Source organism: Deltaproteobacteria bacterium (genome assembly GCA_023382265.1).
In the GTDB taxonomy this organism is placed as follows: Bacteria; JAMCPX01; JAMCPX01; order JAMCPX01; family JAMCPX01; genus JAMCPX01.
Genome location: JAMCPX010000022.1, coordinates 1 through 19,338, shown reverse-complemented (window position 1 = coordinate 19,338; position 19,338 = coordinate 1). Strand labels below are relative to the sequence as shown.

Sequence of the window (19,338 nt, the reverse complement as noted above, 5' to 3'; positions counted from 1 at the left end):
ACACATAATCAAAAGCTCCATGCAGGAGTAGGCATATATGAGTAAGATTAAACTTGCTGTGCTCGTTTCAGGGAATGGAACCAATCTTCAGTCTATTATAGATAATGTGAGAGCTAAAAAACTTTATGCGAGTGTAGAAGTGGTTATCTCTGACAATGAAGGGGCATACGCACTTGAAAGAGCAAGAGCCAATCATATTCCCATTCATATTGTAAATTACAAAGCTTCAATTAAGAGAGAAGAGACGGAAGATGGTATAATAAAAGTATTAAGATCTTTTAATGTTGAGCTTGTTGTGCTTGCAGGCTATATGAAACTTATTACGAGCAGACTTATTAATGCATTTTATATGAAGATCATGAATATCCACCCAGCGTTGTTACCGTCATTTCCGGGGGTTAATGTTATAAAAAAGGCATTTGATTATGGAGTAAAATTTACAGGTTGCACTGTTCATTTTGTTGATGAAGGAACCGATACGGGCCCTATTATCATTCAGGCAGTTGTTCCTATAAGGGATACTGATTCCGAAGAAACTCTGGCCAACAGGATACACGAAAAAGAACATATTATCTATCCCGTTGCTATTCAATTGTATGCAGAGGGCAGGCTTTTTGTACAGGGAAGAAGAGTTTTAGTGAAGGATTACAATAAACTGACGGATTCATTTGTTATTAATCCTTTTGACTCATTGGAATCACAATGAGTACCGGTAAATTTTTTGATGTAGCAGTTATAACGGAGGGAATTAACGGCTTATTATCAGCGTATGAGCTTTCAAAAACAGATATTTCTATTGTGGTTATCGATAATTACAATCCGGTTCTTAATATAAATAATTATAAATTTGAATATTATCCATATAATATAATATCTTATTATGAGCCGGCGGATGTTATTAAAGAATTAAATGTAAATTACGAAGTGTATAGTAATCCTGCCTATCATGTGATCTTACCGGATAGAAGGATTGATGTTTTCTCACATATTCAAAAAATGATTCCATCAGCCAAATTAAGGTTTGGGAGCGAGGCTGATCTGTTAATAGATTACTTAACGAAAGAAGACAAAATCAATGATATCCAGGACAAACTAAGGCAATTAGACAGAGATAAGAGCATAAGCCTGCTAAAAAGGACGTCAAATAAGATAAGATTAAATGAATTTTTGACAGGTGAAAGGCGCGTTTTAAAATCCATTTATCAGGAGATAGAAAAGTCCATACCGTTGAATGTATTTTTTAACTCGATTTCTAAATATGTTTATCCGTATTTTGAAAGCGATGCCCGCAAAATTAACGGGGTTGTTCCTCAGATATTAAAAAAGAGATTCTACATCTCCGACGGCAACGACGGTCTAAAAAAATTACTTTTAGATACACTTATTAACCGTAATGTAAACGTAATATCCGACAGAAGTGTACAATCAATAAATTATAAAAGATATTTTAATATATTTCTTGATCACTCTGACACGGTTAGATCGAGGAAAATCATCTTAGAACCGATACATGAAAAGAGTATGTCGATCCTTCAAGATGATAATCATATTCGTAAAAATATAAAGAAGAGATTTTATGTGGATAATATATTTGTCGGCATAAAGCGTGAAGCATTACCTGAGGTGTTCAGCAGGGTTAATAACGCAGTACTTGTGTTCAACTATCATCATCCGCTTATTGACGGCAATATTGTTTTTTTAAACGCAAATCCCTTAAACAACATAAAAATGGCCAGCCATGAAATGACTGCATTATCAATAACTACTTTGATAAGTGAAAACAGCATAGTGAGATTATCCTCCATAAGGGATACGGTACTTAAATATATGAAATGGTTTATTCCGTTTTTTGATGAGTATGTGGATAATATTTATTTTACAGAGCCGTACATACTATGGGATACAAAAGATGTACGTATGTACAATAATAACATTATGATGGTGAATACCGAGTTTCTGCATAATTATACTTATGAAGACACATACGAATCCATCAGGGAACAAATAAATTTATTTATCAGAAAACTTTAAGGAGGGTTTATGTCTGGAAAAGAATTGACAAGAACAATAGAAATAAACGGCGTTATTGGTAAATGCTATCATAGGATATGCGATTTTGTAAGCTATCCCGATTGGCAATCTGCGGTGAAAGAAGTTAAGGTGTTGAAAAAAGATAAAACAGGAAAACCAAAGATAGTTGAGTTTAGAATTAGTGTACTCGGTAAAGAAGTAAGATATGTCCTCGATTACAAGTATAATGAAAAAGAATATGGGATTAGCTGGAGTTATGTAGAGGGAGATGTAAAGGACGTGACGGGAAGTTACACATTTGAAAAGATTGATAAAAACAAAACGCTTGCGACATTTTCCACTTATGTTGATCCCGGCTTCTGGGTACCAGGCCCGATCATCAATACACTCAACAACGTTGCAATGAAAAAATCAATGGAAGAGCTGAAAGATGCGGTTGAAGGAAAAAAATAATAAAGCAGGTTATGTCATAGTTTATACAACAGTGGAAAGAAAGAAAGATGCAATCCGCATTGCAAAGATACTAGTCAAAGAAAGGCTTTCAGCCTGTGTTAATATAGTTTATGGATTGAATTCCATTTATAGATGGAAAGGGAAAATGGTTAACTCAAAAGAGTCACTCCTAATTATTAAGACGCATCGCAATTTATTATCGGCGATAGAAAAAAGATTGATTGAAATTCACCCGTACGAATTACCAGAGTTCATTTCGGTTGATATTAAATATGGATTGCATAATTATTTAAAATGGATTAACGATAATATAATCAAATAAAAGGAGGAACTTATGGGTAAAAAATGTTACAGTTTAGCAATATTTATAGCTATTTCATTAGTTTTTTCGGATTGCGGTAGCGGGACAACAGCCAAAAACTATACGGCTATAGGACATCTGCCCGGTCCCAATTTTACACTTTCAAAATCGACTACAACACTTGTTCAGACACTCGTACCTGTTGAACCGGCTGTAAATCCAGTTGATCCAAATAATATCCCTCAAGATATGCTTAACAATTTCGGCAAGTTCATAACAGGCACTGGTGAAAATTTTATATTTAGAGATGATCTTGGCATCGTCGGTTCAGCCCCAGCTCCATCCATATCGGCACGCTCTGTAATCTATTTCCCGGTTATAACAGATATACACATTATGGATACGAAATCACCTTTGAGGTTTTGCGATATGGACAGCTATGGTTTATTTGAAGGTGCGTACAGACCGCAGGATCGTTACACTACCCAGGTACTTGATGCAATGATAAGAACACTTAATGATTTTAGCCATGCAAGGCATTATGATTTTTTAATTGCGCTTGGTGATACCGTAGATAACACACAAACAAACGAGGCTCGTTGGTTTATCGGTGTGCTTGACGGTACTGTTATCACTCCGGACAGCGGCAAGCATGTGGACGTTGTTCCTGGTCCTCTGAACGATCCACATGACCCCTTTCTACCATGGGGACTTGATAAACAGGTACCATGGTACACGACTGTCGGTAACCATGACGGGCTTATCAATGGGAATTTTGCAATAACAGCTCAATTTGCACAGATAGCAACAGGTGGTGATGTTTATCTCGGTTCAGAAGATGATTATGGCAATATAATTCATAAAGGGACGACGATAACACCAGATACCGTCAGAGCCTTGCTTGGCCCTGTTGATTATATGCAGCTGTTTTTTACGACTGCGTCACTACCCGTTGGTCATGGCTTTAGCACAACGAATATAACAAACGGATACGGTGATTATGCTTTTGACCCCGACCCATCCATACCTTTAAGGGTAATAGTGCTTGACTGGGAATGCAGGGGCGGTGGTGATAACGGATGTATCAGATCGGATGAGGTAAACAACTTTCTTATACCTGAATTGGAAGATGCGTATAATAATCATAAACTGGTGATTGTTGTAAGCCATCAGTATCCTGATGCTCTCGATTCCGGTTCCGAGATTACAGGTACTGAGTTTATTAATATACTTGCAAGCTATCCGAATGTTATTTTGCACCTTGTTGGGCACGGGCACTATAACATGGTAACACCAAGGGCCGGTTTGTCGGCAACGCAGCCGGGTTACTGGGAAATAGAAACCTCAAGTTTGATAGATTACCCACAGCAATCAAGGATAATAGAGATTGTTGATGATGGAAACGGCACAGGATACATTTTTGCAACAATGGTTGATCATAACTCTCCGGATGGCTCTATGTCCGCAATTTCGAGATCGCTTTCTTTGAAAGATATTCAGGTTGGGGATAATACAAGCGGTGCAGAAGGTCAGGTATCCGACAGGAATGTTGAACTTGCCATACAAATTCCGCCAGATGTTGAAAATGCATTAAAAGCAGCAAACCTCCCTTCAAAGATTGAATCACTTACAACCTTACAGGAAAAATGAAATAGACTATATTATAAAATGCTGTTTTTGGATTTGTTGTCTTGCAAGGATAAAACCGAGTGAGGACAAAGTACCTGTCATACTTGACACGGCGGTGTATTGTCGTTAAAAAAATAAACTTATTATGGATTATAAAAATACATTAAATTTGCCGAAGACCGATTTTCCGATGAAGGCCGACCTGCCAAAAAAGGAACCGGACATCCTGAAGTTCTGGGAGGAAAACTCTGTCTACGAAAAGATCATAAAGAAGAACAGCGATGGCAGGACATTTATGCTGCACGACGGACCGCCGTATGCAAACGGACACATACATATAGGCCACGCGCTCAACAAGATCTTAAAAGATATAATCATCAAGGACAAGGCAATGCGTGGTTACAAAGCAGAGTATGTGCCCGGCTGGGACTGCCACGGCCTGCCCATAGAGCATAACGTTGACAAATCACTGGGTCAGAAAAAACATACCATGTCAAAACTTGAGATACGCAGGGAGTGCAGGAAGTTTGCACAGCAGTTTGTTGATATACAGAGGCAGGAGTTTATACGACTCGGGGTACTCGGCAGGTGGCAAGAGCCGTACCTTACCATGAATTACAGCTATGAATCCGCGATCGTGGAAGAACTGTCAAAGATCATGCGGAATGGGTATGTTTACAAGGGGAAAAAACCCGTTTACTGGTGTGCCCACTGTGTAACAGCACTTGCAGAGGCAGAGGTTGAATACGAAAACCATGTGTCTCCTTCTGTTTATGTACGGTTCAGGGTAAAAGATGACAAAGGAAAACTGCCGGCATCATTAAGAGACAAAAATACTTATTTTGTAATATGGACGACAACCCCGTGGACACTGCCGGCAAACCTTGCGATAACGCTTCATCCGGAGCTTGAGTATGTTGCTTTCGGGGTCAAAACAGATGCTTCTTATGCTCCGGGAGTAACGTCACAACCCATAGAGAATGTTTATATTGCCGCGCAGGCATTACTTGAGAACCTTAAGGAAATACTGCCGGGCTGGAGAGAAGGCCGTACTATAACATCATTCAAAGGAAAAACGCTTGAAGGTATTGTTGCACAGCATCCCATGTATCAGAGAGACTCTGTCATCACACTCGGGGATTATGTTACAACCGATATAGGTACCGGTTGTGTTCATACCGCACCGGGTCACGGCGCAGATGATTACCAGACCGGAGAGAGATACGGGCTTGAGGTTTATTCCCCTGTGGACAAGTACGGCAAGTTCACACAGGACGTGGAGTTTTTTGGAGGTCAATTTGTATTCGATGCCAATAAAGAGATAATAGAAAAGCTCAAAGAAAACGGTGCTCTGTTAAAACAGCAGGACTACCCGCATTCATACCCGCACTGCTGGCGGTGCAAAAAGCCCGTGATAACGAGGGCCACGGAACAGTGGTTCATATCGGTTGAAACGCATGGCCTGAGAAAAGAGGCGTTGAAAGCGATAGATAAAGTGGCATGGATACCTTCCTGGGGCAAGGACAGGATACAGGGAATGCTCGAAACAAGACCGGACTGGTGTATATCCCGCCAACGCATATGGGGCGTTCCAATCCCTGTTTTTTACTGCAAGCAGTGCGGACAGAGCATAGCTGACCCGGACGTGGCTTTGCGTGTGTCGGAGCTGTTTAAAGAAAATGGTGCCGATATCTGGTTTGAGAAGCCGGCAGATTACTTTATACCCCAGGGTTACAAATGTCCTAAATGCAAAGGTGAAACATTTGAAAAGGAAGAAAATATACTTGACGTGTGGTTTGATTCCGGTGTCAGCCATGCAGTTGTGCTGAAACATGCCAATAATCTTGTCTGGCCTGCGGACCTTTATCTCGAGGGAAGCGATCAGCACAGGGGGTGGTTCCAGTCAACGCTCCTCACGTCCATGACAGCGGGACACGGTATACCGTACCGGTCAATACTTACCCATGGATTCGTTGTAGATGAAAAAGGCAGAAAGATGAGCAAACAGGTCGGTAACGTTGTTGCACCGCAGGAGGTTATTGATAAGTATGGTGCCGATGTCCTCAGGCTGTGGGTCTCTGCCGAGGATTTCAGAGGAGATGTAAGTGTTTCAAATGACATACTGGAGCGGTTGAAAGAGGCTTACCGAAAGATCAGAAACACAATAAAGTTTATACTCGGAAACCTGTACGATTTTGATCAGAAAAAAGATAGAATGGATTACAAGGAGATGCGGCCCGTTGATCTGTATATGCTGTACAAGACTGCGGAACTCGTTAAAAGGATAGACAGGGCTTACAATGAGTATGATTTCCACGTTGTATATCATGCGATCCTTGATTTTTGCGTCGTTGACCTTAGTTCATTTTATTTGGACATCCTAAAGGACAGATTATACGTATCAAAATCCGGTTCAAAGGCAAGGCGTGCCTCGCAAACAGTGCTGTACGACATCCTGATTTCTCTTGTTACCATGCTTGCGCCGGTATTATCCTTTACAGCAGAAGAGGCATGGAAATATATCCCTAACAGGGAAACAGAAAGTATCTTTTTAACGGATCACCTTCAGAAGACGGTGTTCCCTGAAAAAGACAGCACCGTTTATCAGGATTACGAAAGGTTGAGAGTAATAAGAAACGAGGTAAACAAGGCCCTTGAGGTACAGCGGGCAAACAAGACAATCGGTTCATCGCTTGAGGCGCTGGTTGTTGTTCAGTCGGGAAAAGAAGACCACGTATTATTAGAAAAATACAAAGATGATCTGACCGAGCTATTTATCGTTTCCAATGTTGAATTAAAAGAAGGGGCAGAAATCATGAACGTACAGATACAAAAGGCGCACGGAGAAAAGTGTGAGAGGTGCTGGAATTATTCAGAAACAGTTGGCACGGATAAATCGTATCCGACATTATGCCATAGATGTGTTGAGGTGATAAAAGCATGATCCCGTTTAAAAAGAGAATAAGTTATTTACTTATTATTAGTTTGATTGTGATCCTCATTGATCAAATCTCAAAGTACGTTGTCGTTCACTATCTATCCTATCCTCTTGTTATAATTCCAGGGATGCTGGAACTTGTTAAGGCGTATAACCATGGTATAGCATTCGGATTTTTTAACAAGCCTCAATGTCTTCTAAACAGTAAGTTGCTTACACTGCTTTCTGTCGGCGTATTGATTATGCTTATTTCTGTCTACATAGCTTCAAAGGATATAACATTGTTATCAATGGTTTCATTGTCCATGATCATAGGCGGTGCCATGGGTAATATCATAGATAGATTAAGACAGGGGTATGTCGTTGATTTTATAGATGCGTATATTAAACATTCACACTGGCCTACATTCAATGTGGCGGATAGTGCAATTACCATAGGTGCTGTATTGCTTGGTATAGATCTTCTTTTCTCAAGAAAGAAGGTGTAGAAACTTAGGTGACTGATATTTGCGTTCACTTCACCGATCACTATTACAGTAAGCGGGAGTTAGACCATTTTATGTCCTCTTTATTATGGTATCTTTGAGCCAGTTTGCTTCATCTTTGTGCGGATAGTCAATATTATAATGTATACCCCTTGATTCTTTCCTCATCTGTGCTGATTTTATAGCGAGTTCTGCTGCTGTAGCAATATTTCTCAATTCAAGGAGATCCTTTGTGATTCTAAAGTTCCAATAATATTCATTGATCTCTTCTTTTAGTAATTCGATCCTTGCTCTTGCGCGTGCAAGCCTTTTGTTTGATCTTACTATACCGACATAGTTCCACATGAGTCTTCGTATCTCATCCCAGTTGTGCGATACAACAACCATTTCATCACTATCTACTGCATTCCCGGATGTCCATGGAGGTATTGCCTCATGGGAGAGATCATTCTTAAGATATTGCGGTGTAATCATTGCAACCTGGTTTGCAAATACAAGCCCCTCTATAAGGCTGTTTGATGCAAGCCTGTTTGCACCATGCAATCCTGTGCAGGCTGTCTCTCCAATAGCAAATAAACCTTCAATATCTGTTTTGCCATTAAGGTCAACAAGTACCCCGCCGCATGTATAATGTGCCGCAGGGACAACCGGAATCGGCTGGCTCGTCATGTCTATTCCGTATTTGAGAAGTGTGTTATAAATGTAGGGGAATCTGTTTTTTATAAAATCGTGATCAAGATGTGTAATATCAAGTAATACATAATCATCGCCTGCTTTTTTAAGCTCACTATCTATTGCTCTTGCTACAACATCTCTTGGCGCAAGTTCTTTCAATGGGTGGTAAGATTCCATAAAAGTAGAGCCGTTTTTCTTTCTCAATATTCCTCCTTCTCCTCTTACCGATTCCGATATAAGAAAAGACTTTGCTTCAGGATGATAAAGACATGTCGGGTGAAACTGTATAAACTCCATATTTGCTATAGATGCACCCGCCCTGTATGCCATTGCAATCCCATCCCCTGTTTCCGTATCCGGGTCGCTTGTGTACAAATAAACCTTGCCGGCACCACCTGTTGCAATAATGACAACCTTTGCGAGTATTGTATGGATCTCTCCTGTTTGTGTGTCCAGTATGTATGCGCCAAGCACACGGTCATCCGGATTTTTTGTCTTAAAAATCTTATTTTTTGTGATAAGATCAACGGCCATATAATGTTCATGGACCTTAATACCAAGTGACTCAAGTATACGCATAAGAGTTACTTCTATCTCTCGTCCTGTAAGGTCATCCGCGTGCAGGATCCTCCTTTTTGAATGCCCGCCTTCGCGGGTCAGGTCATAGACAAGATCGTTATCAATAGGATCATTCACTTTGCTAAAATGAACACCAAAGTCTATAAGCTCTTTAATCCTTGCAGGAGCATCTTTTACAACAAGTGTTACCGCATCTTTATGGCATAAGCCATCACCGGCTATAAGTGTGTCATTTATATGCTCTTCAAAACTATCCTCCGTAGAAAACACGGATGCGATCCCTCCCTGTGCATAATATGTGGCAGATTCGTATTTGTTTGGTGTTTTGTTTATGATCATAATACTGCCATATTTGTGAGTCTTTATCGCATAGTATAGCCCTGATACCCCGCTACCTATAACAAGCATGTCTATTTTTTGAATACTCATAATCTTCCTTTCTAACAAATTAGAATTCTATAGCACGATATTTTATCATAGCACACAATTACTGGTATATAAATATCTGTCTACCATCGGTTTTATCTTTGACACTGATATGGATGTAGTTCCCGAAGCAGACTATTTAGACATATCATGCGGTCCGCTGATTCTTCACTTTGCTCAGGATTCAATCCATTCCACCTGTTATTGTATTGACGCTTTTGCAATGAGATTATAGCAGCAAATCTTGTCTATTGCATTCTTTTAGGTTAATAATAAATCTGAAGGAGAATTAAAATATGAACCCTATGTCAGTGGATGGAACATATATCCTTGCGTTTGACCTCGGAACTACCGGCAATAAATCCTGTCTTTATAAAATCGGCGGTAAAATAGAGCTTATAGATTCTTATCTTGCAGAATACCCTCTCTACACAACCGTGGATGGTGGTGCCGAACAAAAAGCTGATGACTGGTGGAATGCCGTATGCAGTTCAACGCGTGAGATTATAAAACGCACATCATTAAAGCCGTCCCGGATCAATGGCATTGCATTCTCTTCACAAATGCAGGGATCTGTCGTGGTTGATAAGGAAGGAAATGCACTGCGAAATCCTATGACATACATGGACCAGCGGTCAACCGCACAGATTGCAAAATATCTTTATCACGGCTTCCCGAGGATTGATAATTGGAATGCTCTTATAGGATTAAAATCGCTCTTTATTACAGGCGGACTTGCTGCAACTCCAAATGACCCGCTCTGGAAATATCATTGGGTCAAAGATAATGAACCAGAGGCATTTAAAAAAGTTTATAAGTGGCTTGACGTTAAAGATTATCTTACACTCAGGTGCACAGGTAAGTACGGCATGACATACGATTCTGCTCATCTGACATGGGTTTTTGATACAAGAAAAGGGAAACTGAGATGGTCGGAGAGTCTTTGCAAAACATTTGATGTAAACATGGATCATTTACCGACCGTTGTAAGGTCAACCGACATTATAGGAGGTTTAACGCAGCAGGCGGCTGATAAAATGGGACTTATACCCGGCATTCCGGTTTTCGGAGGCGGAGGTGATACATTTCTTACGGCTGTCGGCTCAGGAGCACTCGACCTTTATGATACACACATCTATGTTGGAACTTCAGGATGGGTAGCAGCAAATATTGACAGAAGGACAGTAGACATAAGTAACTTTGTAGCATCAATATTGAGTGCAATCCCCGGTGAATACGTTTACACCGCGGAACAAGAAACCTCGGGTATATGCCTCCAATGGGTGCGAGATCATCTTGCCCTTGATGAAATAGGCATGTATCCTGATGCAAAGCATATAGTTGATACAAATGCCGTGTATACAAGTCTTTATGAATTCTTAAACGAAGTTGTTGGACAAACACCTCCCGGAGCAGGCGGCATTATATTTACGCCATGGCTGCAAGGCAATAGATCTCCTAGAGAGGATGCATACGCAAGAGGCATGTTTTTCAACCTCAGTCTAAGCACAGGCAAGCGCCAGATGATCCGCTCTGTGCTTGAGGGTGTTGCATTCCACAAAAGGTGGATGCTTGAAGCGATAGAGAAAAAGATACCATATCAAAAAAATATCCGTTTTGTAGGCGGAGGCGCAAAATCCGATGTCTGGTGTCAGATCATGGCAGACATAACAGGCAGGAATATTGAGACTATTGAAAATCCTCAGAATGCCGGCACAAACGGTGCAGCTATTGTATGCGCTGTAGGGCTCGGATTGATCAAATCCTTCAAAGAGGCAAAACCCCTTATACCGGTCGACAGGATATATACACCGAGAGCCGAGTACAAAGAAATGTACGATAAGAGTTTTACCGTGTTTAAAGAGTTGTACACGAAAAACAAGAAACTGTTCAGGATGATGAATAAATCATCTTAAACCCAAAAATGTGGCTGGGAATAGAGGAAGTTTGTGTGGTGAGTGAAAAACCTGCTTTATCCCGTGTCATTACCACACGCGTCAAGTACGGGGTGAATTCCAGTGTGAATCCAGCAGGGACACGGGTATGGCCAAAAACCGGGGTAATTTATTGTATGGACAGACCTATGTGGTTGACCATCCGCATACAACATCTTAGATGTTTGACAGACGATGAAGAGCAGGCTTTACTTAATGCATGTTAGATTTATATTGATAACAGCGTTATATACTGGTATGAAAAAATAATATCAGAGAATTGAGATGACATGATGTTGATCTTAATAGAAATCTGGTTATACTTGAATACACGAAGAACGGCGAAGGATTGGTATTCCCAATCGGTTAAATGGTAGAGAGTATTTTGATTTATGGTGGGTGTAGCTCAACGGTTAGAGCATTGGACTGTGGCTCCAAGGGTTGAGGGTTCAATTCCCTTCACCCACCCCATGATGTGATAACACCCGGATAATGTATTTTCTTCTTTTACCTATTATTGACAATGGAAGCAAAAATACTTTAATATGATTATTGAAGTACTATTAAACCAGGGAGGCAATAACTTGGAACAAAGAAAATTAGGAAAACAAGGACTGGCGGTTTCAGCCATTGGGCTTGGCTGCATGGGTATGTCTGATTTTTATGGTGAAAGAGATGATGAAGAATCTATAGCTACGATCCATAGAGCTATTGAACTTGGTATAAACTTTTTTGATACGGCTGATATGTATGGGGTCGGTGCAAACGAAGAACTGGTTGGTAAAGCCCTGAAAGGCTATCGCGATAAGGTTATTATTGCTACAAAATTTGGAAATGTTCGCGGCAGGGATGGTAGTTTTCTTGGAATAAACGGCAAACCGGGGTATGTCAAGCAGGCATGCGAAGCAAGCCTTAAGCGGCTTGGGATAGAGACCATCGATCTTTATTATCAGCATCGTGTTGATCCGAACACCCCTATTGAGGAAACTGTGGGTGCTATGTCAAAACTTGTAGAACAAGGTAAGGTGAGATTTATTGGATTATCGGAAGCGTCGGCTCAAACAATTAGAAAGGCAAATAAGGTTCACCAGATTAGTGCACTTCAGACGGAATATTCTTTGTGGACACGCGACCCCGAGTCTGAAATACTTCCGGTATGTAATGAGCTTGGGATAGGTTTTGTTGCATACAGTCCCATGGGACGCGGATTCCTTACAGGAAAGATAAACGATAAGGAGAGTTTAACACAGAATGATTACAGGAGAAATCATCCGCGGTTTCAGGATGAAAACCTTAAAAAGAATCTCAATTTTCTTAAACGTCTTGAAGAGATAGCAAAAGAAAAAAACTGTACGCCTTCACAACTCGCGATTGCATGGGTTCTATCCCGTGGCAAAGGTATAGTCCCCATACCGGGTACAAAAAGAAGAAAATATCTTGAAGAAAATGTTCAAGCACTCACGGTTAAATTGACACCACAGGATATTGAGAAGATAAACAACGTTGCACCCGTCGGGGTTGCTGCCGGTATGAGATACCACGAATCCGGGATGAAAACGATTAATGGATAAGAATAAAGTAAAAAGCAGCTTAAACGTTTTTAATAGAATATCAAAAATGGAGCAAATCACTTCTTAACCTGATAGAGCCGCCTGTTCTATTTGAATAAAGAAAGAATGTATAATGAACATACTATCGGATTTTATAATAATTTTAGCTAAGATTATAGATGTGTCACTTACGGTACTGTATTTGTTAATTATTGTACGTGCATTGTTAAGCTGGGTTAATCCTGATCCTTATAATCCGGTTGTAAGATTTATATATAGAGTAACAGAGCCAATACTTGCACCTATAAGAAGGATCATTCCTCTTGGTATTGGTTCCGGTATAGATATATCTCCGATCATAGCGTTTCTTCTTATCATGTTTTTACAACCGCTTGTCTACAGGGGATTGATATCCCTGGCTTTAAGTATAAGATAAAATGATCATCGCTTTTTATTCTGTTTGTACATAAGCTATGGCAATATATTGCCGGAATAATTTGATTAAAAAAACATTGCAATAGGATAAAAAATTTATTAAAAAAACAATAATATGGTTACACATTATGATGTGGTTATAATCGGATCCGGATTCGGCGGTTCTATCCCCGCTCTGAGAATTGCTCAGAGAGGGAAAAAGGTAGTTGTTCTTGAAAGGGGTTATCGTCTTCAGGATAAGGATTTTAAACAGGACTGGTCGATGCGTAATCTTAATCGTTTTTACTTTATGATAAATGCGCCGGATTATTCAATAATATACAGAACTTCAAACCTTGTAGGCGGCGGTTCTATGCTCTATTCAGGTTTAAGCCCGAGAATGCCGAGCGATGCTTTCAATTTTGTTGATAATACCGGATATCCTGTGTGGCCGGTTGAGGTTAATAGGCAGGTGCTTGATCCATACTACGATGTTGTTGAGCAGAACATGCAGATAACACAGGCCGGATGGAACAATGTTCCCAAAAGCGGTGGAATCTTTGCACAGATGCTTAATAACATGGGCTTGACAGCCGATAGAGGCAGGTATCCCTATGTTAATTGCAGGCAGTGTGGTTTTTGCGAAGTTGGCTGCATGTTCGGTGTAAAACAGCATCTCCTTCATAATTATATCCCGCAGGCGGAGTCAGTGGGTGCTGAATTCTTGGATGGATGTAAGGCAAGACAAGTGTACCCGTCGAGCGGCGGTTACACGGTGCAGTATATAGATATGTATCAGAATACAAATGAGGTTGAAGGAGAAATCGTAATACTCGCAGCAGGGTCACCTTTTACGGCAGAGATACTGCTAAGATCACAGCAGAACAGCTTGCTTACCGGTCTTTCCGATCAGGTGGGTAAAAACTTCAATAACAATGGAAATTTCCCGGTACACTTTGGTTTACCCAGCAGCGGGTTTCCGTATTTTAACACTTATGAAGGTATGCTCAGCGCTGGAGTCATAACGTATGCATTCTGGAACCAATATCAAATGACCATAGAATCGGGTACATCGCCGGCCGGGATATTTGCAGGCAACATTATTCAAAAACAGGGCATGCAAACATGGGGATTGGCTTACAAGCATTTTGCAAAGGCTTATTATCCGCAGAGGATCATAGGCGGTACTGTTATGGGTCTTTTAACAGGTGAAGGCGAGGTTAATTTATCCAATGATTCACCGGTTATAAATTTACCGATGACAACCGGGTTATTAAACTATCAGCAAAAGGTTGTTAATATACTGAACAGCATTGCCAAGGCAAACAATGCGGAATTATTTGTACCGTCTCCCGATGTCCCATTTGGAGATGCACACCTTCTTGGCACATGCAGGATGGGCGATGATCCGGCACGCTCTGTTTTAGATCCCAATTGTCAGGTAAGAGGATATCCGGGGCTATTTGTTACAGACAGCAGTGCAATTCCGGGCGGGACAGGGATAAATCCTGCTTTAACTATTTCTGCAAATGCAGAAAGGGTCGCAAACTATATAGTATCATTAGTATGACACGAAGAGAATTTCTAAAATATATTGGATATTCTACACTGTACGCATCATTGTTTGGTGCACTCGATGTTTGCAGCTTAGCAGGCTGCGGCAGCGGGAAGTTTAATCCGCAGACGATTCCCCCTTCTTTTACACCCGCTACAACGGAGGAAAAGACGATGAGTGCATTTATAGATGCTGTCCTGCCGGGTTATGCTTCGGATCCGGAAGGCTCCCCCGGTGCATTAGAAGCAGGGGCACTCACGGTGCTTTTTGATAGGAGCTATCCAACCTACACATTTATTCCTATTGCTACGGCTTTACTAAACAATGAGGCGCAGAATAGTTATAATAAGGCATTCTATGAGTTAGACCTTAACTCAAGGACCTCTGTTCTGTCAATTGTGGAAAAACAGCTTGCCTATATAAGCCTGCTTATTCAATTTGTAGAAGGTGCTTTTTATCTTGCATTTGTTAATGATGTTGGATACCAATATATGGGTTATCCAGGGGCCAACCTTGGGTATGTGGATCAGGGTTTTTCTTTTAATACACAGATGAGTCAGGAGCTTACCAATGATGGTAATCTTCCGTAGATATACTGTTTTTATAATATTGGGTGCTGCTTTTCTTGTAAACAATTGTACCAGAGATGTCCCGCAAACAACTCCACCGCTTACAAGGGCTAGCTGCTATTGTCATGATTATTCAAATATAACACAGCCTTTATCAAATGAGAGTGCAGGACCGCGTGAATGGATGGATATCTCGAGTAATGGTCTTATAAGAACTTCGTCACTGATCTCTTCCGGTCCGCTTGATAATCTTTCCATGCAATGGCAAAACAGGGGCAGGCATCCTCAGGACCTCCAGGCATGCGGTGGGTGTCATAAACTTACAAACGGCACTCAAGGACATTCACTTGCTTTTTATCCTCCGGAAGCATTATCAAAGCTTTATGAGGGCGGGGTTAATTGTGCCGGGCAATGCCATACATGGCTCTCAACGAATATAACAACAGGGACATACACAGGCAGTATAATGCCCGAGACACTTTTACAATCGGGTGATTTGCATTCCCAGATATATTATCATGGCTATAATGGAAATCCATCCGACGATACCTTAAATGTGTACCATTTACCCTCCGGATGCGGTGCGTGCCATAATTATGAAACAACACGGCATGGATTTGTGCCGACATGCCTCAATTGTCACAATTTTGTCAATGTTTCTGCTCTTGACGGTTCTACTACCTTCACATCATTGCATACAATGCACTCTAATCTTATGCCCGGTTCATGTAATTACTGTCATGTATCGGTCAACGGAAGTTCCCCGAGCGAGCAGGCAAAGGCTGTATGTTACAACTGTCATCTAAGCGGTCATGCCCCCTCAATATTGATCTACAAATAGCATGGTATGGTTTTGATAAATATGAGTTCTTCTTTTGTACCCTTAATAATTCATAATAATGAGTAGAAAAGTTTATGTAATCGGTGCAGGGCTTGCAGGTGTTGAAGCCGTTCATCAGCTTGATAAATACGGAATAGACACGGTACTTTATGAAATGAGGCCATCCGTAATGACAGAGGCTCATAAAACAAATCTTTTCGCGGAACTTGTTTGCAGTAACTCTTTTAAATCATACGAGCCTGGCTCAATCGATGCCTTATTAAAACATGAGATGCAGATGCTGGATTCGATTATTTTGAAATTTGCTTATAAACACAAGACCCCGGCAGGCAAGGCACTCGCGGTTGATAGAAGTCTATTCTCAAAAGATATTACAGATCATGTTCAGTCTCTTAAGCACGTGCATGTTATAAGGGAAGAGATAAAAAAGATTCCCGATGATGAAATCATAATTATAGCAACAGGACCTTTAACCTCAAATGCACTTGCACAGGATATAAAAAGGCTCATCGGCAATGATATGCTTCACTTTTATGATGCTATATCCCCCATTATTATAGCCGATTCGATAGACCTCTCCATGGTATGGTTCGGCTCAAGATATCAGGAGAATCGGGATTATATAAATTGTCCGATGACGGAACAACAATACAAAGATTTTGTTGATGTTATTCTAAGAGCCAGGTCGGTTGAACCGGAGGCATTTGAAGATGTTAAATACTTCGAAGGATGCCTGCCTGTCGAGGTTATGGCAAAAAGGGGGACTGATGTGTTAAAGCATGGTCCAATGAAGCCTTTTGGTTTAATAATGCCTGATGGAAAAAGTCCGTATGCAGTTGTCCAGTTGAGAAGAGAAAATAAACAGGGGACATTATATAATATTGTTGGTTTTCAAACGAAGCTTAAATACTCAGAACAGATGCGCGTTTTTCGTATGATACCGGGACTTGAACATGCCGAGTTTGCGAGATACGGCAGTATACATAGAAATAGCTTTATCAATGCCCCGATTGTACTCGATAGATTCCTGAGGGTCCGTAACAAACCCAGCTTATTTATAGCAGGGCAATTAGCAGGTGTAGAGGGTTATATGGAATCCTCAGCGGCAGGTATTTTTGCAGGGATAAATGCCTCAAGAATAATAAGAGGTCTTGAACCGTTTGCAATGCCGGAGCATACTGCGATGGGTGCACTTATTAATTATATTACCGATCCTGCGCATCAGCCGTTTCAGCCAATGAATATAAATTTCGGGTTGTTTACGGATATAAATGGATTGAAAAAAGATGAAAAAAGGGCATTCATCATTAAAAGGGCACAATCGTATATACATAATTTAGTTAACGATGTTATGATTGCACCGGTTAAGTCCTATTTTTGATATGATTTTTAAATGCATTTTTTTTGGTTAAACCATATAATTCAATAAGGCAGTAAATGAGAAACCCCCCTTTTGTTGACCCGAATCAACAATAGATTATAAAGCATAAAACACATTATCTGGAGGAATAATCATGGATACATGGGCGCATGCCGGCGGGAAATTGCGGGAACCCGGTTCAGAGGCATAAACAGATTCAAAAAACATCCTGTAGAAGTATCTCTTGCAGTAAGTAAATAAAATTGATGAAACATTCCAAGCTTACAGAAAAGTCTACACGGGTCACTGGGCCCTATGACACAACATCACATAAAACAGAACGCACAGGCAATCAGAAGTTTGTTGAATGGATCAATCAGATAGTCAAAGAAAGGCATCTGCCCCTTGGTATTGCTGAACAGGAGACTGTTGGCGCTGACAGAAAGCAACCGGATGTAGTCCTTTATGATAGCCAAAACAGTGAGCAAGTACTATGCCTTATTGAATTGAAACCCCATATTTCAGCCTATTTGATGAAAATCCTCACCCACAAGTATGCTCGATGCAACCGCAGCCTTTAAAGGACTCTCATATATCTGACCTGTCATGGCTTCTACAAACTCAACATATTTCATCTGCCCTCCTCTCAAACGTTCATCAAAATACCCAAGAATAAAATCTATAGTAAGCTACCCGGGCCGCGGGGGAATAAGTTTGCTGCCCTGTCCATGATCCGCTCTTGACGAATTCGCAGGGAATTGTTAGTTTTTAAAAAAGTAAATAAAATTCTCTATCGTTACTAAGGAGGGAATAAAGTGAAAAAGTTCATGAAGTCTCGTTTTCTTATTGCAGTTGTTTTGATCTTTATGATGTTGTCGACGGTCAATTGCGGCTTCCTTCTCTACCCCGAAAGGAGAGGAAACAGGCCCGGGGTCATTGATGGAACGGTACTTGTCATGGATTGCCTGTGGCTTCTTGCCGGTGTTGTTCCGGGCGTGGTAGCGTTGGTTGTGGACTTTACCTCCGGCTCCATATACTTCGGAGGACACGGCAACACACACAGATGGAACAGGAGGCGCATTGACATAAGAATGAACGACTCCATGAATGCACCGGCGTTCCGCGTTCATCCGGGCGACAGGATCGGGTTTAATCTTGCGGGTCCGGCACCGGCTGCTGCAGAGGTTGATGTGATACTATCGCCGGAGTCCGGCGTTCATAAAGCAGTTACGCTTCTCGACAGGAAATATGTAAAGGGTGAGGCATCCGAGAAAATGGTCATGCTTACCATTCCCGGAAAACTGTCCCCTGGAGCATACAGGATTCAGGTTAAGGTAAACGGCCTCGCGTCATCGTCTCTGAATCTCAGCGTGACATTATAACTATAAACGGAACATATTCGCAGACGGCAGCAGGAGAGCTGCAATTATGGGGATGACACCGCCGGCAAGCACGTATGATGAAAACCACAGGGTCACCCATTTAAAGTGCACCTGTCAAGAGAAAAGTTTATTCCTATCGAGAGAAACGGAGTTTCTCTCGGCTGTTCTGTACTTTGGTGTTATCATCATCTCTACCATTGCCGTAGTTTCTTTGTG

At 41.0% G+C, this 19,338-nt stretch carries 16 protein-coding genes and 1 tRNA gene; 16 read left to right on the top strand and 1 reads right to left on the bottom strand.

All coding sequences use genetic code 11. From position 1 onward, the window contains the following. Positions 1-37: 37 nt before the first annotated feature. The 7 genes from purN to lspA all read left to right on the top strand — a co-directional run bounded on the left by purN (position 38) and on the right by lspA (position 7,840). The gene (gene purN, locus M1381_04315) at positions 38-706 is read left to right on the top strand and encodes a phosphoribosylglycinamide formyltransferase (protein ID MCL4478309.1); all 669 of its coding nucleotides are present in this window, start codon (positions 38-40) and stop codon (positions 704-706) included. Next, positions 703-2,031, top strand: coding sequence for a hypothetical protein (locus tag M1381_04310; protein ID MCL4478308.1), 1,329 nt, complete (start codon positions 703-705; stop codon positions 2,029-2,031). The genes purN and M1381_04310 overlap by 4 nt, the downstream gene beginning before the upstream one ends. 9 nt (positions 2,032-2,040) lie before the next feature. Continuing rightward, positions 2,041-2,484, top strand: a complete 444-nt coding sequence (locus tag M1381_04305; GenBank protein ID MCL4478307.1) for a hypothetical protein — start codon at positions 2,041-2,043, stop codon at positions 2,482-2,484. Continuing rightward, positions 2,462-2,806 (top strand): divalent-cation tolerance protein CutA, encoded by a 345-nt coding sequence (locus M1381_04300; protein ID MCL4478306.1) that lies wholly within the window; start codon positions 2,462-2,464, stop codon positions 2,804-2,806. The genes M1381_04305 and M1381_04300 overlap by 23 nt, the downstream gene beginning before the upstream one ends. Before the next feature lie 12 nt (positions 2,807-2,818). Next, positions 2,819-4,435, top strand: coding sequence for a metallophosphoesterase (locus M1381_04295; protein MCL4478305.1), 1,617 nt, complete (start codon positions 2,819-2,821; stop codon positions 4,433-4,435). 124 nt (positions 4,436-4,559) lie between these two features. Then, a complete protein-coding gene (gene ileS / locus M1381_04290; GenBank protein MCL4478304.1) occupies positions 4,560-7,358 on the top strand; it encodes an isoleucine--tRNA ligase in 2,799 nt (932 codons plus the stop codon). Beyond that, positions 7,355-7,840 carry a signal peptidase II gene (gene lspA, locus M1381_04285; protein MCL4478303.1) on the top strand — a complete coding sequence of 162 codons (486 nt, stop codon included), beginning with the start codon at positions 7,355-7,357 and terminating at the stop codon, positions 7,838-7,840. Before ileS ends, lspA begins: the two co-directional genes overlap by 4 nt. Before the next feature lie 69 nt (positions 7,841-7,909). Here the strand turns inward: lspA and nadB are convergent, their stop codons facing one another. Then, the gene (gene nadB, locus M1381_04280; GenBank protein ID MCL4478302.1) at positions 7,910-9,520 is read right to left on the bottom strand and encodes an L-aspartate oxidase; all 1,611 of its coding nucleotides are present in this window, start codon (positions 9,518-9,520) and stop codon (positions 7,910-7,912) included. A 293-nt stretch (positions 9,521-9,813) separates the two neighbouring features. Between nadB and M1381_04275 the strand changes: the two genes are divergently transcribed. The 9 genes from M1381_04275 to M1381_04235 all read left to right on the top strand — a co-directional run bounded on the left by M1381_04275 (position 9,814) and on the right by M1381_04235 (position 19,122). Beyond that, on the top strand, positions 9,814-11,433 hold the full coding sequence (locus M1381_04275; protein ID MCL4478301.1) for an FGGY-family carbohydrate kinase: 1,620 nt from the start codon (positions 9,814-9,816) through the stop codon (positions 11,431-11,433). Between the two features lie 413 nt (positions 11,434-11,846). Beyond that, a tRNA-His gene (locus M1381_04270) sits at positions 11,847-11,922 on the top strand. 113 nt (positions 11,923-12,035) lie between these two features. Continuing rightward, the gene (locus M1381_04265) at positions 12,036-13,022 is read left to right on the top strand and encodes an aldo/keto reductase (protein MCL4478300.1); all 987 of its coding nucleotides are present in this window, start codon (positions 12,036-12,038) and stop codon (positions 13,020-13,022) included. Positions 13,023-13,134: 112 nt separating this feature from the next. Further along, a complete protein-coding gene (locus M1381_04260) occupies positions 13,135-13,437 on the top strand; it encodes a YggT family protein (protein ID MCL4478299.1) in 303 nt (100 codons plus the stop codon). 114 nt (positions 13,438-13,551) lie between these two features. Then, positions 13,552-14,985 (top strand): GMC family oxidoreductase, encoded by a 1,434-nt coding sequence (locus tag M1381_04255; protein ID MCL4478298.1) that lies wholly within the window; start codon positions 13,552-13,554, stop codon positions 14,983-14,985. Beyond that, positions 14,982-15,560: a gluconate 2-dehydrogenase subunit 3 family protein gene (locus M1381_04250; protein ID MCL4478297.1), complete on the top strand. Its 579-nt coding sequence runs from the start codon at positions 14,982-14,984 to the stop codon at positions 15,558-15,560. The genes M1381_04255 and M1381_04250 overlap by 4 nt, the downstream gene beginning before the upstream one ends. Beyond that, positions 15,541-16,380 carry a hypothetical protein gene (locus M1381_04245; GenBank protein MCL4478296.1) on the top strand — a complete coding sequence of 280 codons (840 nt, stop codon included), beginning with the start codon at positions 15,541-15,543 and terminating at the stop codon, positions 16,378-16,380. Before M1381_04250 ends, M1381_04245 begins: the two co-directional genes overlap by 20 nt. 58 nt (positions 16,381-16,438) lie before the next feature. Then, positions 16,439-17,761: a methylenetetrahydrofolate--tRNA-(uracil(54)-C(5))-methyltransferase (FADH(2)-oxidizing) TrmFO gene (gene trmFO, locus M1381_04240; protein ID MCL4478295.1), complete on the top strand. Its 1,323-nt coding sequence runs from the start codon at positions 16,439-16,441 to the stop codon at positions 17,759-17,761. Between the two features lie 794 nt (positions 17,762-18,555). Beyond that, on the top strand, positions 18,556-19,122 hold the full coding sequence (locus M1381_04235) for a hypothetical protein (protein ID MCL4478294.1): 567 nt from the start codon (positions 18,556-18,558) through the stop codon (positions 19,120-19,122). Positions 19,123-19,338 lie beyond the last annotated feature (216 nt).